Origin of the sequence: Pseudoduganella sp. R-32, assembly GCF_049913245.1 — a bacterium.
GTDB lineage: Bacteria > Pseudomonadota > Gammaproteobacteria > Burkholderiales > Burkholderiaceae_D > Rugamonas.
The window spans coordinates 2017351-2036140 of sequence record NZ_CP183987.1 but is presented as its reverse complement, the minus strand read 5'-3'; the positions used below and the strand labels follow the sequence as shown (position 1 = coordinate 2036140).

Genomic DNA, 18790 nt, shown 5'->3' with positions numbered 1-18790 from the left:
ATGAAAATGCTCCATCCCCTGGCCGCCGCAGTCGTGGCGACTGCCATCGCCGCCCTTTCCGCCCTGGCGGCATCCCCCAGCGCCTACGCCGCCGGCAATGCGGGCCTGAAAGCCTTCGCACCGCAAAGCGTGGAGCAGATCGCGGCCAGCCACAAAGGCAAGCCTTTCGTGGTCCTGGTCTGGTCCATGGATTGCGAATTCTGCCAGCACAGCCTGGACGTCCTGTCCAAAGCACGCGCCGCCAATCCTGGCTTCGACATCGTCACCATCACCACCGACCCGCTGTCCGATGCAGCGCTGTCGCAACTGGTGGCAAAGCGCCTGTCCGGCATCGACTTGCTGGCCGATGCCTGGAGCTTCGGAGGCCTTGCCCCGGAACGCCTGCGCTACGCCATCGATCCACGCTGGCGCGGCGAGAAACCGCGCAGCTACTGGTACGACGCACAGGGCCAGCGTGTGGCCCACTCCGGTGTTATCACGCCGGCCTTGATCGAGAAAATGCGCTGATCGCAAAAACTTGACCGAGTTCATGGTTTGACAACAGCCCAATCGCTACGATGGGCACATGTTCTCGCACCGCACCACTCGCCGCTTCGTAACACTGCTGTTGCTGCTGTATGTAGCACTGCAAGGCTACGCAGCCGCAGCGCAGGTAGCGATGCCGATGATGGATCACGCTGCATGCGCTGAACATCATGAAGGCCACGACCAACATGGGATGGCGGACTGCTTCACCCAGTGCACGCTGTGCGGCGCACTGGCCATGGCTCCCGGCTACAGCAAGCCCTCTGCTCCCGCACCGCATGACCTCACAGGTCCTCGGACCGCCATCATCGCGGCGCAGTACGATGGCGAATCCCATCTGCCGCACCTGGCGCGAGGGCCTCCATCCGCAGTGTGACACCTGCTCTTATTCCAATGCGCCGCCGCCCCCGGCGGCGCACGACTCGTCACACCGGAGAATAAAAATGAATCCGCAGTTACGCAAGCACCTGCTTGCAATGTCTGTTGCCACCGCCCTTCCCTGCTACGCGCAAACCACCCTCCCCAGCGTCATCATCACCGGCACCAATCCCGACGTCATGCAAGTAGACGTCAGCAAGAAAGGCTTCCCCAGCGATACCGCAAACCTGCTGCAATCCGTGGCCGGCGTCAGCATGGTCAGCGGCGGCGGCGTGTCCGGCCTGCCGTCGATCCGCGGCCTGGCTGACGACCGCCTGCGCATCCAGGTCGACGGCATGGATCTGGTCTCGGCTTGCGCCAACCACATGAATCCCGCGCTGTCCTACATCGCGCCATCGCAAGTCGAATCGATCCAGGTCCTGCCTGGCATTACGCCCGTCAGCGTTGGCGGCGACAGCATCGGCGGCACCATCCGCGTGCGCTCCGCCGACCCCAAGTTCGCCGAAGCCGGCGCGCAACTGCTTGAAGGCCAGGCCACTTTCGTCTACCGCAGCAACGGCAATGTGCGCGACGCCAGCCTGGCAGCCACCATGGCCAGCGACACGTTCTCCGCCAGTTATCGCGGCGCCGCGATCAAGGCCCATAACTACGAAGATGGCGACGGCAAAAAAATCGGCTCCTCCGCCTACGAATCCCGCAACCATTCATTAACCCTGGCCATGCGTTCCGAAGCGCGCCTGCTGGAGCTCAAGCTCGGCCTGCAGCGCATGCCCTACCAGGGCTTCCCCAACCAGCGTATGGACCTCACCCGCAACGACAGCGAACAGGTCAACCTGCGCTACCTTGAGCGCTTCGGCTGGGGCACGCTGGAAGGCCGCGCCTACCACGAACACACCCGCCACGCCATGAACTTCGGCCCGGACAAGCAATTCTGGTACGGCGCGAAGAAGAACATCCCCGGCATGCCGATGGATACCGAAGGCAAGAACACCGGCGTTTCGGTAAAAGCCACCATCCCGCTGTCGCAGCCCGACACCTTGCGCGTCGGCGCCGACTATCGCCGCTACCGGCTCGACGACTGGTGGGATCCCTCAGGCGGCGGAATGGCGCCGGACACGTTCTGGAACATCCGCGACGGCCAGCGCGACCGCCTGGGCGCCTTCGCCGAATGGGACCGCCGCTGGAATCCGGCCTGGTTCACGCAATTCGGCGTGCGCGGCGAACTGGTGACCAGCGACACCGGCACGGTGCAGGGCTATAACGCCGGCTACAGCAAGGATGCATCGGTCTTCAACGCCCTTGACCGCAAACGCAACGACCATAACCTGGACCTGACCGCCCAGGCGCGCTACGTGCCCTCCCAGGACATGACGGTCAAATTCGGCTACGCCCGCAAGACCCGCTCACCGAACCTGTACGAGCGCTATACCTGGTCCACCGGCGGCATGGCGATGGCCATGGTGAATATCGCCGGCGACGGCAACGGCTATGTCGGCGACCCGTCGCTGCGTCCGGAAACGGCGCACATGGCCACAGGCAGCATCGAATGGCACGATCCGGCGCAGGAAAAATGGTCGTTCGCCATCTCCCCGTACTACACCAGGGTCGATGACTACATCGACGCGCGCTGCCTCACCACCTGCAAGGCCGGCGCCTTCGTCAACCTGCGCTTTGCCAACGTCGATGGGAAGCTGTACGGCACCGAGGTGTCGGCGCACGCGGCGCTGGCCTCGGGCAGCTACGGCACGCTGTCGGGAGACATGCTGGTCAACTACGTGCGCGGCGAAAACCGCAGCACGGGCGACAACCTGTACAACATGATGCCGCTGAACACCGGCCTGGCGCTGAACCATCGCCTCGGTGCGTGGAGCAACGCGCTGGAACTGCGGGCCGTCAAGGCCAAGGACCGCGTCTCGTCGCTGCACAACGAACTGCGCACCGGCGGCTACGCCCTGGCCGCCCTGCGCACCAGTTATGCGTGGAACAAGGTGGAGCTCGACTTTGGCGTGGAAAACCTGTTCGACCGCCGTTACGACCTGCCTTTGGGCGGGGCCTATGTCGGCCAGGGCATGACCATGGCGCTGAACGGCGTTCCCTATGGAATCGGGGTGCGCGGCATGGGGCGTTCGGTGTATGCCGGCCTGACCTTCAAGTTGTAGGGATCGGTATATCAAACCGATATAGGAGCCGCGAAATAAGCCATTGGTAAGCTATTGCTGCCAACCGTAGGATTGTGCTGCCGGATACCGTCCAACACACAAAACTACGAGACAAGCACCAATGACGACACCGCGACTCCCCGCCCTGCTGGCCCTGGCCAGTGCGCTGGCGACAGCCTTCCCCCTGGCCGCCAGCGCCGCTCCCGCAAGCAAGTATGCCGAATGGGAGCAACCGGAAGTGGTTCAAGTGAACCGCGAGCCGATGAAAACCACCTTCTTCAACTTCGAACGGCGCGACCTTGCGCTGAAGGGCGACAAGGCGGCTTCGCAGTATTACCTCTCGCTGGACGGCACCTGGTCGTTCGCCTACTCCCGCAATCCGGAATCGCGGCCGGTCGATTTCTACAAGCCCGGCTTCGACGTGAGCCGCTGGAAAACCATCCAGGTGCCTGGCATGATGCAGGCGCAGGGCTACGGCCAGCCCCTGTTCAACAACAGCGACTACCCTTTCCCGCCCAACCAGCCGTACATCCTGCACAGCATGAACGAGGTTGGATCCTATCGCCGCAACTTCGACCTGCCGGCCAACTGGGATGGGCGCGATGTCTTCCTGCACATCGGCGCGGCCGGCGCCGCCTACTACATCTGGGTCAACGGCCAGCGGGTCGGCTACTCGGAAGACTCCAAGCTGCCGTCGGAGTTCAAGCTGACGCGCTTCCTGCGCCCCGGCAGCAATACGATCGCCATCGAGCTGTATCGTTTCGCGGACGGCTCCTACCTTGAGGACCAGGACTTCTGGCGCGTTTCCGGCATCGAACGCAGCGTCTACCTGTATGCCGAGCAGAAGGCCCACCTGCGCGACTACGTGGTGCGCGCCACCCTGGACAAGGCCGCCTACCGCGACGGCGAATTGACCCTGCAGCCTGAATTCACGGGCGCCGCACAGGGCAAGCTGACCGCCACCTTGCTGGACGGCGACAAGGCCGTGCTGTCGCTCGAAAGCGGCGTCCACGGCGGCAAGGCTGCGCCGCTGCGCGGCACCGTGCCCGGCGTGCGCCAATGGTCGGCCGAGGCGCCCAACCTGTACCGCCTGCTGCTCGAATTCCATGATGCGAAGGGCGCGCTGGTGTCCTCCACCTCGCGCATGGTCGGCTTCCGCACCGTGGAGGTGAAGGACGGCGAAGTGCGCATCAACGGCAAGCGCATCATGATCAAGGGCGTCAACCGCCATGAGCACGATCCCCACACCTTCCACGTCATGTCGGAAGAGTCGATGCGCAAGGACATAGAGCTGATGAAGCAGGCCAATATCAATGCAGTCCGCACTTCGCATTACCCGAACGATCCGCGCTGGTACGACCTGGCGGACGAGTACGGCCTGTACGTGATGGACGAAGCAAACATCGAGTCGCACGAGTACATGGGCATGGGCGACCACGCGCGCAACATCCCCGGCCAGCGCGAAAAGATCCAGCTGGGCTACCAGCCGCACTGGGCGGCCGCCCACCTGGACCGCGTGAGCCGCATGGTACAGCGCGACCGCAACCACCCGAGCGTGATCCTGTGGTCGCTGGGGAACGAGGCGGGCACCGGGCCGAACTTCGAGAACGCGGCCAAATGGATCCGGGAACAGGATCCGGAACGCCTGATCAGCTACCTTGGTCATGGCACCATCGGCGAGGAGCATTTGCCGAACGATTACGTCGACATCTACGCGCCGATGTATGACCCGATCGAAAAAATGATCGACTACGCGCAGGACCCACGCTACAAGCAGCCGATGATCCAGTGCGAGTATGCGCATGCGATGGGCAATAGCCTCGGCAACTTTGAAGACTACTGGCAGGTGATCCGCTCGCACCGCAAGCTGCAGGGCGGCTTTATCTGGGACTGGGTGGACCAGGCCATGCTGCTCAAGGATAAGCAGGGCCGCAGCTACTGGGCGCAGGGCGAAGACTACGGCCCGAATCCGCGCAAGGACATGTCGGAAGTCGGCGATGGCCTGGTGCAGGCGGACCGCACGCCCGATCCTGAGTATTACGAGGTGCAAAAGGTTTACTCGCCGGTGGTCTTTGAAGGCGATCCGGCGTCCGGGCGCCTGAAAGTCGTCAACCGCTATGATTTCGCAGACCTGTCCGGGTTCGACTTTGACTGGTCGATTGCGCGCGACGGCACGCAAGTCGCGGGCGGATCGCTTGCTGGCGTCAAGGCAGCCGCACAGACGTCTGCCGATGTATCGTTGAACTTGCCGAGGCTGGAACGCGATCCGCGCTTCGAGTACGTGCTGACGCTGCGCGCCAAGGCCCGCGACGGCGCCATTCGCGGCGTTCCGGCCGGCATGGTGCTCGGCTTCAGCCAGTTCGTGCTGCAGTCGCCAACCGCTGCCGCCGTTACGGCGGGCAACGGCGCCTGGGTTGTGCCCGTACGCGCCGGGAACAGCGTCGAGCTGCGCGCGGGAGGCTCAGTGCTGGAGGTCGATGCGGCTAGCGGCAAGCTGGCCTACTCTGCAGGCGGCAAGCAATTGCTGGCCGGCGGCATGCCCTACTTCTGGCGCGCGCTGACGGAGAACGACCTCGGCACTGGCCTCAACAAAACCCATACCATCTGGAAGCAGTTCAGCGAGGAACGCAACGTGCGCTCCTTCGATGTCCTGAAAGACGGCGTGCGCATCGAATACATCTTCGGCGCCGGCTCCGCGCGCTGGGACGCCACCTACCGCATGGACAGCAAGGGCGCCGTGCAGGTTACCGCCACCTTCGCCCCACTGCGCGGCGACCTGCCGGACCCGCTGCGCATCGGCATGCGCTTCGACAGCAATCCTTCCCTGGACACGGTGGAATGGTATGGCCGCGGCCCACAGGAATCGTATAGCGACCGCATCACCGGCGCGCCGCTTGGCCGATACAGCGGCAAGCTGGCCGACCAGTACCACAACTACATCCGTCCACAGGAAAGCGGCAACAAGACCGGCGTGCGCTGGCTGACGCTGAAAGGTGGCGGCAGCGGCCTGCAACTGCGCGGCACGCAGGCGCTCTCGGTCAACGCCCTGCCATTCCCATACGAGGACCTGTACCCGCGCCCGCGCGGCACCTGGCATAGTTCCGACATCCGCCCGCACGGCGACGGCTCGCTGCTGGTTGACGCGGTGCAGACCGGCGTAGGCGGCGACACCGGCTGGAGCCAGGTAGGCCGTCCGCACACGCAATACCGCATCAAGCTGGAGCCAACCACCTACCAGTTCACCATCACGCCGCAAGGAGCCGCGCAATGACAAACCAAACCCGCCGCCGCGTCCTGGCCGGCGCCGCAGCAAGCGCCGGCGCTGCCTTGCTGCCCATGTCCGCCACCGTGCATGCTGCCGCCAGCGCGCGCTTCAGCATCGGCAAGGACGATTTCCTGCTCGACGGGAAACCGCTGCAGATCCGCTGCGGAGAAATGCACTTCGCCCGCGTGCCGCGCGAATACTGGCAGCACCGCCTGAAAGCCATCAAGGCCATGGGCCTGAACACCGTCTGCGCCTACCTGTTCTGGAACTACCACGAATGGCGCGAAGGCCGCTACGACTGGGGCGGCCAGCGCGACGCCGCCGAATTCTGCCGCCTGGCGCAACAGGAGGGCTTGTGGGTCATTCTGCGCCCCGGCCCTTACGCCTGCGCCGAATGGGAGATGGGCGGCCTGCCCTGGTGGCTGCTGAAAAAGAGCAGCAGCGACGCCTTCCTGCGCACCCGCGACGAAGCCTTCATGAAGCCGGCCAAGCGCTGGCTGGCGGAAGTCGGCCGCGTGCTGGGTGGGCAGCAGGTCACGCGCGGCGGCCCTATCCTGATGGTGCAGGTCGAAAACGAATATGGCTTCTTCAGCGACGATCTGGAATACATGCGCGGCATGCGCCAGGCCCTGCTCGACGCCCAGTTCGACGTGCCGCTATTCCAGTGCAATCCGACCAATGCCGTCTCACGCACCCATATCCCGGAACTGTTCTCGGTAGCGAACTTCGGCACCGATCCCGATGCAGGCTTCAAGGCACTGAAAGCCGTGCAGCAAGGCCCGCTGATGTGCGGCGAATACTATTCCGGCTGGTTCGATACCTGGGGTAACCCGCACCGCCGCGGCGCCGCCACCAAGGCCGTAGCCGATATCCAGCAGATGCTGAAAGTGGGCGGCTCCTTCAGCCTGTACATGGCGCATGGCGGCACCACCTTCGGCCTGTGGGGCGGCTGCGACCGTCCCTTCCGCCCCGACACCAGCAGCTACGACTACGACGCCCCGATCGGCGAAGCGGGATGGACCGGCGAAAAATTCCAGGCCTACCGCAAAGGCATCGAGCCGTTCCTGCAGCCCGGCGAAACACTGCCTTCGCCACCGGCGCGCCAGCCTGTGATGGCGATTCCCGCCTTTACGCTCAAGGAATCGGCTGCGGTCTTCGCCAGCCTGCCGCAGGAAGCGATACGCGACAAATCGCCGCAGCCGATCGAGCAATACGACATCAGCCGCGGCATGGTGTCCTACCGCGTTACCCTGCCTGCCGGCCCGGCCGGCAAGCTGACCGCCGCAAAGGTGCGCGACCTGGCCTGGGTACATGTCGACGGCAAGCTGGCCGGGACCTTCGACACCCGGCACCGCCGCTTCAGCATCGACCTGCCCGCGCGCGACAAGCCCGCCACGCTGGAAATCCTGCTGTACACCATTGCCCGCGTCAATTTCGGTCCCGAAGTGCACGACCGCAAAGGTTTGCACGGCCCGGTGCAATACCAGCCGAAAGGCGCCGCGCCGGTCGCCTTGGAAAACTGGGAAATCCGCGCCATCGACTTCGACGCCGACGGCGTGCTGCCGCCGCTGCAATGGAAACAGCAGCGCGCGCGCGGGCCCGCCTTCTGGCGCGGCAGTTTCGACGCGGCCAAAACCGCCGATACCTTCCTCGACATGTCGGCCTGGGGCCAGGGCGTTGTCTGGATCAACGGCCGCTGCCTGGGCCGCTACTGGAGCATCGGCCCGACGCAAACCATGTACCTGCCCGGCCCATGGCTGAAACGGGGCCGCAATGAAGTCGTGGTGCTTGACCTGACCGGCCCGCAGCGCGCCGAATTGCGCGGCCTGGAAACCCCGATTCTCGACCGCCTGCAACCGGAACGCGACCTGCCCCGCCCTCCGAACAAGGCCAAGCCCAAGCTGGAAGGCGTCACGCCTGCCTACAGTGGCCAGTTCCAGCCCGGCAGCGCCACGCAGGACGTGCGCTTCGCCGCCCCGGTCAGCGGGCGCCAGTTCTGCCTCGAATCGCTGGATGCCTTCGACGGTAAGCAATACGCGGCCGTGGCCGAAATCTCGCTGCTGGACGCCAAGGGCCAGCCGATCAACCAGTCCGCCTGGACCATCGCCTACGTGAGCAGCGAGGAAGGCAAGCGCGAAGACGGGCAGGCGCTGAATGCCATCAACGGCCAGGCCAGCGATTTCTGGCACACCGCGTTCGCAGGCAAGACCCCGGCGCCAACCCACCCGCACCGCCTGGTGATCGACCTCGAGAAGACCGTCGAAGTGGCCGGCATCCGCTATACGCCGCGCCAGGGCGACGACAAGGTGACGGGCCGCATCAAGCGCTTCAACGCCTACGTTGGCGCGCAGCTGGTGGACCCGGGGGAATAAGTCGGCGTTATGCCCAATCGATATACAAGACGATAAATTTCTCATATTTCTGAACTAGCTCGCCAAGATAGACTTGCCTTACCACTTCACAAACGAACAAAAATGAAGATCACAAAACTGACCACCTACCGCATTCCACCGCGCTGGATGCTGCTCAAGATTGAAACAGACGAAGGCGTAGTCGGTTGGGGCGAACCGGTCATCGAAGGCAAGGCACGTACCGTGGAAACCGCCGTCCACGAGTTCTCGCAATACCTGGTGGGCCAGGACCCGCGCCGCATCAACGACCTGTGGCAGGTCATGTACCGCGGCGGCTTTTACCGCGGCGGCGCCATCCTGATGAGCGCCATCGCCGGCATCGACCAGGCGCTGTGGGACATCAAGGGCAAGGCCCTCGGGGTGCCGGTGTACGAGCTGCTGGGCGGCCTGGTGCGCGACCGCATGAAGACCTATAGCTGGGTAGGCGGCGACCGCCCGGCCGACGTCATCGCCGGCATCAAGACCCTGCGCGAAGCAGGCTTCGATACCTTCAAGATGAACGGCACCGAGGAATTCGGCATCATCGAAAGTTCCGCCGCCGTGGATGCCGCCGTCACCCGTATCGCCGAGATCCGCGAAGCCTTCGGCAACCAGATCGAATTCGGCATCGACTTCCACGGCCGCGTCGCCGCGCCGATGGCCAAGGTGCTGCTGCGCGAACTGGAACCTTACCGTCCCCTGTTCGTCGAAGAACCTGTGCTGGCGGAACAGGCCGAGTACTATCCGCGCCTGGCCGAATCGACTTCGATCCCGCTGGCGGCCGGCGAACGGATGTTCTCGCGCTTCGAATTCAAGAACGTCTTCCAGGCCGGCGGCATTTCGATCGTGCAGCCCGACCTGTCGCACGCCGGCGGCATTTCCGAATGCCTGAAGATCGCCGGCATGGCGGAAGCTTACGACGTTGCCCTGGCCCCGCATTGTCCGCTTGGCCCGGTGGCGCTGGCCGCCTGCCTGCACGTCGACTTTGTGTCGTACAACGCCGTGCTGCAGGAGCAGAGCATGGGCATTCACTACAACAAGGGCGGCGAGCTGCTCGACTACGTGGTGAACAAGGAAGACTTCAAGATCGAAAACGGCTACATCAAGCCGCTGCCCAAGCCGGGCCTGGGCGTGGTGGTCGACGAACAGCGCGTGATTGAAGCCAGCCGCAATGCGCCCGACTGGAGCAATCCGCTGTGGCGCCATCCTGACGGCAGCGTAGCGGAATGGTAAGCAACGCCAACACCGCCAGCCTGCTCGCCCTTGACTGGGGCAGCACCAGCCTGCGCGCCTTCCTGCTGGGCCCCGGCGGCAAAGTGCTGGCGGAACGCAGCAACGGCAAAGGCGCGTCCACGCTGTCCGGCGCGACGGCCTTTGCAGCCGCGCTGGACGGCATTGCCGGCGACTGGCTGGCCGCGCATCCGCGCTTGCCGGTTCTGGCCTGCGGCATGATCGGCAGCCAGCATGGCTGGCGCGACGTGCCATACGCTGCCTGCCCCGCCAACGCCGGCGCGCTGGCAGCCGGCATGCTGGCCAGCCCTGGCGCCGAAATCTGCATCGTTCCCGGCATGCTGTACGACGACGGCGCCCTGCCGCCCGACGTGATGCGCGGGGAGGAAACCCAGGTGGTTGGCGCCCTGCAGCTGCAACCCGCGCTGCGCGACGCATCCTGCATCGTCATGCCCGGCACCCATTCCAAATGGGCGCAGGTGAACGACGGCCGCCTGATGCGCTTCGCGACCCATATGACGGGCGAACTGTTTGCCGTGCTGCGCACCCATTCCGTGCTGGGCCGCCTGATGGGCGACAGCGAAACCTTCGCCGAACATGCCTTCGTCGCCGGCGTCGAAGCCGCGCGCGATTACGGCCATCTCGGCATGAGCCACCAGATTTTTGCAGCACGCACCCTCGGCGTCACCGGCCGCGCGCCGGCCAGCGACCTGGCTGATTACCTTTCCGGCCTGCTGGTCGGCCACGAACTGCGCGCCGGCCTGGCTTGGCGCGATGCGGCCGGCCTGGCGAGTGCGCCGCTGGCACTGGTCGGCAGCCAGGTCCTGTGCCGGCGCTACGCGCTTGCCCTGCAATGCTTCCACGCCGCGGCGCCGCTGCTGCTCGATAACACCGCTCCCGCCGGCCTGTACCACCTGGCACGCGCCGCCGGCATGCTCAAGGATTGAGATGACCGCACCTTCCGCCACACCTTTCGAAACCGCCTTCAAGACGCTGCCCCTTGTAGCCATCCTGCGTGGCGTCCAGCCGCACGAGGTGGAAGCCATCGGCGCCGCCCTGTATGAAGCTGGTTTCCGCCTGATCGAAGTTCCGCTCAACTCCCCGCAGCCGCTGGATTCCATTGCCCGCCTGGCGCGCAGCCTGCCGGCCGACGCCGTGCTGGGCGCAGGCACCGTCCTGACTACCACCGCCGTGCAGGAAGTGCGCGACGCCGGTGGCGCGCTGATCGTGATGCCGCATTCCGATACGTCCGTGATCCGCGCCGCCAAGGCAGCCGGCATGTTCTGCGTACCAGGCGCCGCCACGCCGACCGAAGCTTTCGCGGCCGCCCACGCCGGCGCCGATGCGCTCAAGCTGTTCCCAGCCGAACTGGTGACGCCGACTGTCATGCGCGCCATGCGCGCCGTGCTTCCGCCTGCCTTGCCGCTGCTGCCGGTGGGCGGCGTCACGCCGGGCAGCATGGCCACCTGGCGTGCCGCCGGCGCCAGCGGCTTCGGCCTGGGTTCGGCGCTGTACCAGCCAGGCCTGGATGCCGCAGCCGTAGCCGAACGAGCCAACGCCTTCGTCACCGCCTGGAGGCAGGATGGAACAGCACGCCCAGCCTGAAACGCTCCTGCCCAACGCCCTCATTGGCGCACTGCTCTGGCACGACAGCTGCTGGTGGTGGAGCGATGCCGCCACGCCGGCCCTGAAGGCCTGGGGCGGCAAGGGCGCCCCGGAAAACAGCCGCTTGCCGGAACATCTTGCCGCATTCGCCTTCTGCCGCAGCGGCAAACTGCTGCTTGGCCTCGACAAATGGCTGTACCTGGCAGAACGCACCCCGCCGGGCGCCCTGAAACTGGCGCGCCGCCTGCCCCTCGCCATCGCCGCCGTCGATCCCGCCGAAGCACGCACTCGCATCAACGACGGCTGTGCCGACCGCCACGGCAACTTCGTCCTCGGCACTGCCAACCTGAATCCCGACTCTCCTCCCATCGGCAGCTTTTACCAGTTCTCGCGGCGTTTCGGCCTGCGCCGGCTGGCCTTGCCGACAGTCGTTGCCGCGCATGGAATCGGCTTCAGCCCCGATGGCGGCACGCTGTACTTCGCCAGCGGCGACGGCCGCGAAGTACTGGAAACTACGTATGACCCGGCAGGTGCCGAAGTCGGTAGAATCAAACGGTTCGCCAGCCTGGGAGATGCCCGTGCCGGCGGCCTGGCGCTGGATGCCGGCGGCAACGTATGGATTGCGCTGCGCGAAGAAGGACGGCGCGGCCGCCTGGCGCAATTCACCGCCGACGGCACGCCGTTGCGCGAACTGCCGTTGTCGGCAACACAACCCTCGCGCCCGGTCTTCGGTGGACTGGGGCTGGAACAACTGGCAGCAGGCGCCCTTGACGGCGGCTTGCACGCCATCGAGATACCCGGCGTGCAGGGATTGGCCCCGTCCCTGTTTGACGACGCCGCTGATTGACGCTGCCGGGGAGCGGCCCTATTATTGTCCGCATGTCAGATCCACGCTCGGACCGATTTGTAAGGTCCCACCTGAAAACGCGCCACCTGGTGCTATTGGTCGAATTGGGCCGGCACCGCTCGATCCTGCATGCAGCACAGGCGGCAAACCTCACCCAGCCCGCGGCATCCAAGCTGCTGGGCGAGATCGAACACGCACTGAACGTCCAGTTGTTTGAGCGCCTGCCGCGAGGCGTAGTGCCGACGTGGTACGGCGAAGTAATGATACGGCGCGCCGGCACCGCGCTGGCAGAAATGGATGCGGCGCACCAGGAAGTGATGGAACTGGTCTCGGGCCTTTCCGGCCGCGTTTCCATTGGCACGGTGCTGACGCCTTCCGCCGGCCTGGTCACCGACGCCGTCAAGCTGCTGAAGAACCGCACCGCCAAGGTGCAGGTATCGATTACCGTCGACACTTCCAAGATTCTTGTCGAACGCATGCGTGCCGGCGAATTCGACCTGGTGATCGGGCGCCTGCTCGATTCCAACGTCGCTTCCGAGTTCAATTTCGAGCCGCTCACCGACGAGCCGCATAGCCTGATCGCCGCAGCCGACCATCCCTTCGTGGGACGCAAGGACCTGCAACTGGCCGACCTGGCGCGCGAACCCTGGGTGCTGCCGCCGGCCGGCAGTATCCTGCGCGACCGCCTGACATCGATGTTCCTGTCTCAAGGCCTGGAACCGCCAACCGAAGTGGTGGAAACACTGGCCATGCCGGTGGTGGTCAACCTGCTGCCCGGCAGTCGCATGATCGCGGCCATGCCGGAGGAAACCGTGCGCCCCTACCTGGATGCCGGCCTGCTGGCCGTGCTGCCCTGGGACCTTGGCCTGCGCATGGACATGTACGGCATCGTCACCCGCAAGCGCCACCGCTTGTCGCCGGGCGCGGAAGCCATGCTGGTAGCCCTGCGCGATGCCGCGCAGGCGCGCTACCGGCGTTAAGTCTCCTTCAATAACTGACGTGGTAGTCCTTCGGGAATTTCTTGCCCCCGAAGGCCTTCTTCTGCGTCCAGTCCTGCGCCGCCGAGGTCCAATACGAATCGTCGGCTGGCAAGCCAAGCGCAAGGAAGCTCGATGCGGCGATATACATGCTGCCGTTGTTCGAGTACCAGTCGCCCAGTTCCGGCTGGTGTCCCGCAAAGCCAATGGTCAGGTAGCCTTCTTTCGTAAAATTGCTTGGCTCCGTCCAGATCGCCTTGTGCACGCCCGTCATCGCAGCGCGCACCTGGCCTTCCGGCAGGCTGGCCGGCAACTGCTTGCGCCAGGCGAGCAGCGCCAGCGGCTGGAAGGCGGCGGTACGGTAAGTCAGCGAGCGGCCGATCGGCGGGAAGGTGCCCTGCGGCGAAATGAAACGTTCCAGGTGTTCGCCATAGCGCTGCATGCGCTTTTGCGCCTGCGCCAGCAGGTCCGCCGGCTTGCCGTTCCAGAACGGCCCATTGGCCCGGGCGAGCACTTCGAGGATCTCCACGAGCATCGGATACATCACGAAGGAATTGTAGTAGTCGAAGTGGAAGGTTTCGCCATCCTTGATCCAGCCATCGCCCACATACCATTCATTGACCTTGCGGATCGCCACGTTCATGCGCATCGGGTCGTACTGCTCGCCGATGGAGAGCAGGAAGGCCTCATTCATGGCCGCGAACAGCATCCAGTTGATGTACGGCGGCTCGATGCGGCGCAGGCCCTTGATTTCATCGATGATGCGTTGTTTGGTGGCGGCGTCCAGCGGCTCCCACAGCGCTTTTGGCGCGCGCATCAGGGCATTGGTGAAGTAGGCGGAATCGACCAGGGTCTGCCCGTGCACTTTCCACGAAAGGTAATCCGGGGATTTCGGGTCGACGGAGTGCGTGTAGCTTTGCAGGGCTTGTTCGCGCAGGCGCTTGCGGGCGCGGCCTTCTGCGCTGTCGTCGTCGGGAAGCGCCAGCCAGGGCGCCATGCCGGCGATCAGGCGGCCGAAGCACTCCAGGTAGGCCACACCGGAATCGCGGCCGTCCCAGGTAGGGCTAAGTTCCAGGGCGAATTTCTTCTTCAGCTCCCCCTTTGACATACTGGCCAGCACCGGATCGGCCATCTTTTGCAGCAGCCCGGCCATGTACGCGCGATCGCCGCCCGGCGCCCCAGCAGCAGCCGCGCCAGCGCCAGCCGCAAGAGCCATCGCCGGAGCTGCGGCCGCTGCTCCCCCAGCCAGCAGGCCGCGCATGAAATTACGTCGTTCCATCCTGTGTCTCCTTCTATTTGCTTTTATCGATGTAGCGCACCATTTCGGCGGCCGCGAGCAAATATGCGCCGACGCCGAAGTGTGCGGTCGAATTCCTGTCCACCACCTGCCCCGGAATGGCGCGATCGCCGATCGGCTGCACATAGCCGATTTTGCCGTCCGGTTGCAGTGCCACGCTTGCCAGGTAGCCCCAGCCCTTCAGTGCGACCGGCGCGTATTCGGCGCGGTCCAGCAGGCCATTATTGATGCCCCACAAATAGCCGTAAGTGAAGAAGGCCGTGCCGCTGGTCTCGGGACCAGGAGCATGCTGCGGATCGAGCAGGCTGCGCGTCCAGTAGCCCTCCGCCTGCTGCGCCTTCTTCAGTGCCGCCGCCATGCCCTGGAACTTGCGCACGTATTCCTCGCGATGCGGCGCGTCCTTCGGCAGGTCGTGCAGCACTTTCGCCATCCCGGCAAACACCCAGCCATCGCCGCGCGCCCAGAAGTCCTTGCGTCCGTTGACGCTCTTGTGGGCCGGGTACACGTAGCGTGCGTCGCGGTAGTACAGCTTTTCATCCTGGTCGTACATGATGCTGTTCGAATACTGGAAATACTCGTGCAGCTTCTCCAGGTACTGCGGATTGCCCGTGATGTTGTACATCTTGGTCATCACCGGCATCACCATATACAGGCCATCCGCCCACCACCAGTAATCGTTGCGGACGGTAGACATCTGGTACTCCATCACCTCGCGGGCGCGGGCGATGCGTGCCGGGTCCTTGTCGAGCTGGTACAGGTCCGCGTAAGTCTGGAAGCAAATCTGCCAGTCGCCGAACAGCACGTGATCGTCGGTCTCGCCGTAGGTCAGCTTCCACTGTCCCTTGTCGGTCGATTTGGCGCCCTGCCACTGGTTATGCTGCGCCCAGTCCAGCGAGTACTTCAGGTAGGCCTGGTTGCCGGTGATGCGGTAAGCCTCCATATTGCCGGTGTGGTAGGCCGCCACATTCCAGAACGACCATTCCCTGGCCGGCGTGTTGGACTGCCAATAGGTGTTGACCTTGTCGATGATGCCGACAACTTCCTGCCGCTGCGGCGCCGTCGGTGTGGAAGCGCAGCCGCCCAGAGCGGCCGCAAAAAACAGAAAAACTGTGTGGATTAGCTTCATGTTTTCGATAGTCCATATTCGAAAAAAGCCGAAGACACTTGCGTGCCTTCGGCGAAGGAGACCGGGAGCGGGAGAGAGAGTAGACCGCCCCAGGTTTGTTACAGCTTGCCGCGCAGGCCGATCTTGATCGTCCGGCCGTCGTACTTCGCGTAGTCCATCCGGGTCTTCTTGCCGCTGCCGTACTGGCCGGTGGCATCCTCGAAATAATCGTACGACAAGGTGTTCGACAGGTTCAGCGCGTCGAGGCGCAGTTCCAGGTTGTCGTTGATCTTGTAGCTGATATTGCCATCGAGGTAGCCGCGTGCCGCGCGCCAGCGGATCAGGTCATCGCCGTTATTCTTCGGATTGTCGCCGTGCAGGCTGCGTCCCTTGTAGTTGTAAGAGAAGCGAATCGCCAGCGGACCGTTTTCGTAATAGGCGGTGGTGCTGTAGGCATATTTCGGCACCGAGTTGACCTCGATCTCCCTGCCCGCATTGGTGATCCACTTTGCGCTGTTGAACGGATCGATGTGGGTGTAGCTGGCCAGCATGCCGAAGCCCTTGTAAGGCGCAGGCAGGAAATCGAAGTCCTGCTGGTACGACAGCTCGTAGCCCTTCAGCACCTGGCGTCCGGCGTTGCTGTACGTACGCAGCGTCATCGGCAGGTTCGGGTCCACGCGGCCATCCGGTCCGTAGAAGATCGCGCCCATCGCGGTATCCGGCAGGCCCAAAGCGCCGAAGGTGGTCTGGGTCGTGCTGGACACGGTGGCATCGGTCAGCACCTTGCGGAAGTATGCCGCCGACAGCAGGCTGCCCTTGCGGAAGTACCATTCCAGGCTGGTGTCCATGTTCTTCGACTGCTGCGGACGCAGGTTCGGATTGCCCGCCGTGGCCGAGTTGTCGAACGGGTTCGGCACCACGGTCTGCGCTGCGATGATCGACAGCGAAGCACGGGAAATGGTCTTGCCGAAGGAGGCGCGCCACATCAGGTCTTCGGTAACGTCGAAGGCGCCGCTGATGGCCGGCAGCAGGTTATGGTAAGAGCCGCTTTCCTGGTTAGGCTGGTAGGTGCCGCCGGCGCCGGTCTTCTTGAAGTTGTCGATATCCAGCTCGGTGCGCGAATAGCGCACACCCGCGTTGATCCGCAGGCCGTGGCCCAGCACTTCGCCCTTGAAGTCCGACTGCACGAAACCGGAGGTCACTTTCTCGGTCGCGGTAAAGCTCTGTGCCGGGGTAAAGGTCGCCTCGGTGTTGTACGCCAGCGGATCGAAAGTCGAGTAGGTGTAATTGCGGGTGAAGGTTCCGAACTGGTGCGGCCAGCCGGCGCCCATGTCCAGGTTGCTGATCGGCAGGTCGAACACCATGCCCTGCCGCATGCCGGTGTTGCCCAGGCTATTCAGCTTGGCCGTCATATCTGACGTGGCATTGCGCTTGTGGACGCCCTTCTCGGTTTCCACGTACACCAGGCCCGTTTTCAGGTGGCCGGTCCAATCGCCCCACAGGTTGTAGTCCCAGTCCGCGATCACGCGGCCCTGGCGGCCACGGTCGGTCTCGCGCGTCAGGCCGGTGCCGATGCCGAAGCCGGCATAATTGGCCGGGTTCAGGTAATCGCTGGTCGACGAAAGCGACGGATAAACGTGGTCGCTGCCATAGTCGATGGTGGAGGTGATGCCGAAAATCTGGCCGGACAGCGTGTCCTGGTAGCTTTGCGCCTTGCTGCTGTTGACGCTCAGCTGACCGGTCAGCGACAGCCTGTCGTTGGCTTTCCAGTTCGCGTTCAGCGACGCGTAGCTGAACTTCGTCTCGTCTTCGGTGTAGGTGACGCCGCTGCTGTACGAGGTATTGCCGAAGGTGCCGGTCAACAGGTTCGAACCCGGATCGATGTGGACGTTGATCGGCACCAGGCCATTGTGGCCGGCCGTGCCCGGAGGCGCGCTAGGGTTGGTGGTCTTGCTGTTGCGGATCAGGATGCCGTAATACAGCTCGTCGCGCGAGTTTTTCAGCTTGGAGTACATGGTATCCAGGCTGACGTTCAGCGTGCTGTCTTTGTACTGCAGCGAAGAGACCAGGCCATCGCGGCTGCGGTCATTGGACGAGCCGTAGAAGCGGTAGATACGCGGCAGCAGCGCATTGTCCACCTGGTCGCGCGTGTAGCCCGACAGGTTGGCGCGCGGATCGTCGTAATCGAGCTGCATCGCGAAGTTGCCCTGCACCGGCGTCTTGCTGCCGCGCGCCGAGCTGTTATAGCCGCCGGTCGCCTCGAAGCCGGAACGATTGTTCATCGCCTTCGAATGCGCAGCGCCGACCAGGAAGCCCCAGTTGCCCCAGGTCTTGGAGAACAGGCCGAATGCCGCCGGATCGGTCTTCTCGGACATGGTGTTGTACGCGCCCGTTACCGAATAGCGCACCGCGCCTTTGGGATTATCGAACGGGCGCGGGGACTGCAGGTCCACCACGCCGCCCATGCCCCCTTCCGGCAGTTCGGACAGCGGCGACTTGTAGAAGTCCACGCGGCCGAACAGTTCGGAAGCAAACACGTCGTAGTTGAAGCCGCGCGCTGCGTTGCCGATGGAACCGGTACTGGTGGTGTTCACCGGAGCCCCATTCAGCGTGGTGACCGAATACTCCGTCGGCAAGCCGCGAATCGAAATGCGCTGCCCTTCGGCCGAACTTTCATCGCGGTTCAGGATAATGCCCGGCACGCGCTGCAGCGATTCCGCCACGTTCGACTCCGGGAACTTGCCGATGTCTTCCGCCACGATGGAATCGCGCACGCCGATTGCCTGGGCTTTCAGGTTCAGGGCCTTCTGCAGGCTGGAACGGAAGCCCGTCACCACCACAGTGTTGGCCGCATCCACGTTTGCCGCAACGTCGCCCGAAGCAGCAGCTGCCGCGGGTGCGGCCGGTGCTGCCGGAGCTTCTGCCGCCTCCTGCGCCATGGCCCCAGTGCCATATGCTGTTGCCAATGCCAGGGGCACCAGCGTTGCAAGAACTTTCTTCCTCATTTCTTAT

Annotated in this window: 13 protein-coding genes; 10 read left to right on the top strand and 3 right to left on the bottom strand. The window is 64.2% G+C overall.

Going from position 1 to position 18790, the window contains the following annotated elements; translation table 11 throughout:
- The 10 genes from ACN9MU_RS09380 (at position 1) to ACN9MU_RS09335 (ending at position 13379) form a co-directional block, all read left to right on the top strand.
- Positions 1–507, top strand: coding sequence for a TlpA family protein disulfide reductase (locus ACN9MU_RS09380; protein ID WP_426344469.1), 507 nt, complete (start codon positions 1–3; stop codon positions 505–507).
- Between the two features lie 58 nt (positions 508–565).
- A complete protein-coding gene (locus ACN9MU_RS09375) occupies positions 566–901 on the top strand; it encodes a hypothetical protein (RefSeq protein ID WP_426337189.1) in 336 nt (111 codons plus the stop codon).
- Between the two features lie 67 nt (positions 902–968).
- Positions 969–3062, top strand: a complete 2094-nt coding sequence (locus ACN9MU_RS09370; RefSeq protein WP_426344468.1) for a TonB-dependent receptor plug domain-containing protein — start codon at positions 969–971, stop codon at positions 3060–3062.
- A gap of 121 nt (positions 3063–3183) precedes the next feature.
- Positions 3184–6333 carry a glycoside hydrolase family 2 TIM barrel-domain containing protein gene (locus tag ACN9MU_RS09365; protein ID WP_426344467.1) on the top strand — a complete coding sequence of 1050 codons (3150 nt, stop codon included), beginning with the start codon at positions 3184–3186 and terminating at the stop codon, positions 6331–6333.
- Positions 6330–8699, top strand: coding sequence for a beta-galactosidase (locus ACN9MU_RS09360; protein WP_426344466.1), 2370 nt, complete (start codon positions 6330–6332; stop codon positions 8697–8699). The genes ACN9MU_RS09365 and ACN9MU_RS09360 overlap by 4 nt, the downstream gene beginning before the upstream one ends.
- A 102-nt stretch (positions 8700–8801) precedes the next feature.
- On the top strand, positions 8802–9950 hold the full coding sequence (gene dgoD, locus ACN9MU_RS09355; RefSeq protein ID WP_426170006.1) for a galactonate dehydratase: 1149 nt from the start codon (positions 8802–8804) through the stop codon (positions 9948–9950).
- Complete coding sequence (locus ACN9MU_RS09350) at positions 9944–10894, top strand: 2-dehydro-3-deoxygalactonokinase (protein ID WP_426344465.1); 951 nt, start codon at positions 9944–9946, stop codon at positions 10892–10894. The genes dgoD and ACN9MU_RS09350 overlap by 7 nt, the downstream gene beginning before the upstream one ends.
- Position 10895: 1 nt before the next feature.
- Positions 10896–11552 carry a 2-dehydro-3-deoxy-6-phosphogalactonate aldolase gene (locus tag ACN9MU_RS09345; protein ID WP_426321886.1) on the top strand — a complete coding sequence of 219 codons (657 nt, stop codon included), beginning with the start codon at positions 10896–10898 and terminating at the stop codon, positions 11550–11552.
- Positions 11530–12399 carry an SMP-30/gluconolactonase/LRE family protein gene (locus ACN9MU_RS09340; RefSeq protein WP_426321884.1) on the top strand — a complete coding sequence of 290 codons (870 nt, stop codon included), beginning with the start codon at positions 11530–11532 and terminating at the stop codon, positions 12397–12399. Before ACN9MU_RS09345 ends, ACN9MU_RS09340 begins: the two co-directional genes overlap by 23 nt.
- A gap of 32 nt (positions 12400–12431) precedes the next feature.
- Positions 12432–13379, top strand: coding sequence for a LysR substrate-binding domain-containing protein (locus ACN9MU_RS09335; RefSeq protein ID WP_426169996.1), 948 nt, complete (start codon positions 12432–12434; stop codon positions 13377–13379).
- A gap of 7 nt (positions 13380–13386) precedes the next feature.
- On the opposite strand, the gene ACN9MU_RS09330 is transcribed toward ACN9MU_RS09335, so the two are convergent.
- From ACN9MU_RS09330 to ACN9MU_RS09320, 3 genes are all read right to left on the bottom strand, one after another.
- Positions 13387–14655, bottom strand: a complete 1269-nt coding sequence (locus ACN9MU_RS09330; RefSeq protein ID WP_426321882.1) for a DUF2264 domain-containing protein — start codon at positions 14653–14655, stop codon at positions 13387–13389.
- Positions 14656–14668: 13 nt separating this feature from the next.
- Positions 14669–15799, bottom strand: coding sequence for a glycoside hydrolase family 88 protein (locus tag ACN9MU_RS09325; RefSeq protein WP_426321880.1), 1131 nt, complete (start codon positions 15797–15799; stop codon positions 14669–14671).
- 98 nt (positions 15800–15897) lie between these two features.
- Positions 15898–18783, bottom strand: coding sequence for a TonB-dependent receptor (locus tag ACN9MU_RS09320; protein WP_426344464.1), 2886 nt, complete (start codon positions 18781–18783; stop codon positions 15898–15900).
- Between the last annotated feature and the right edge of the window lie 7 nt (positions 18784–18790).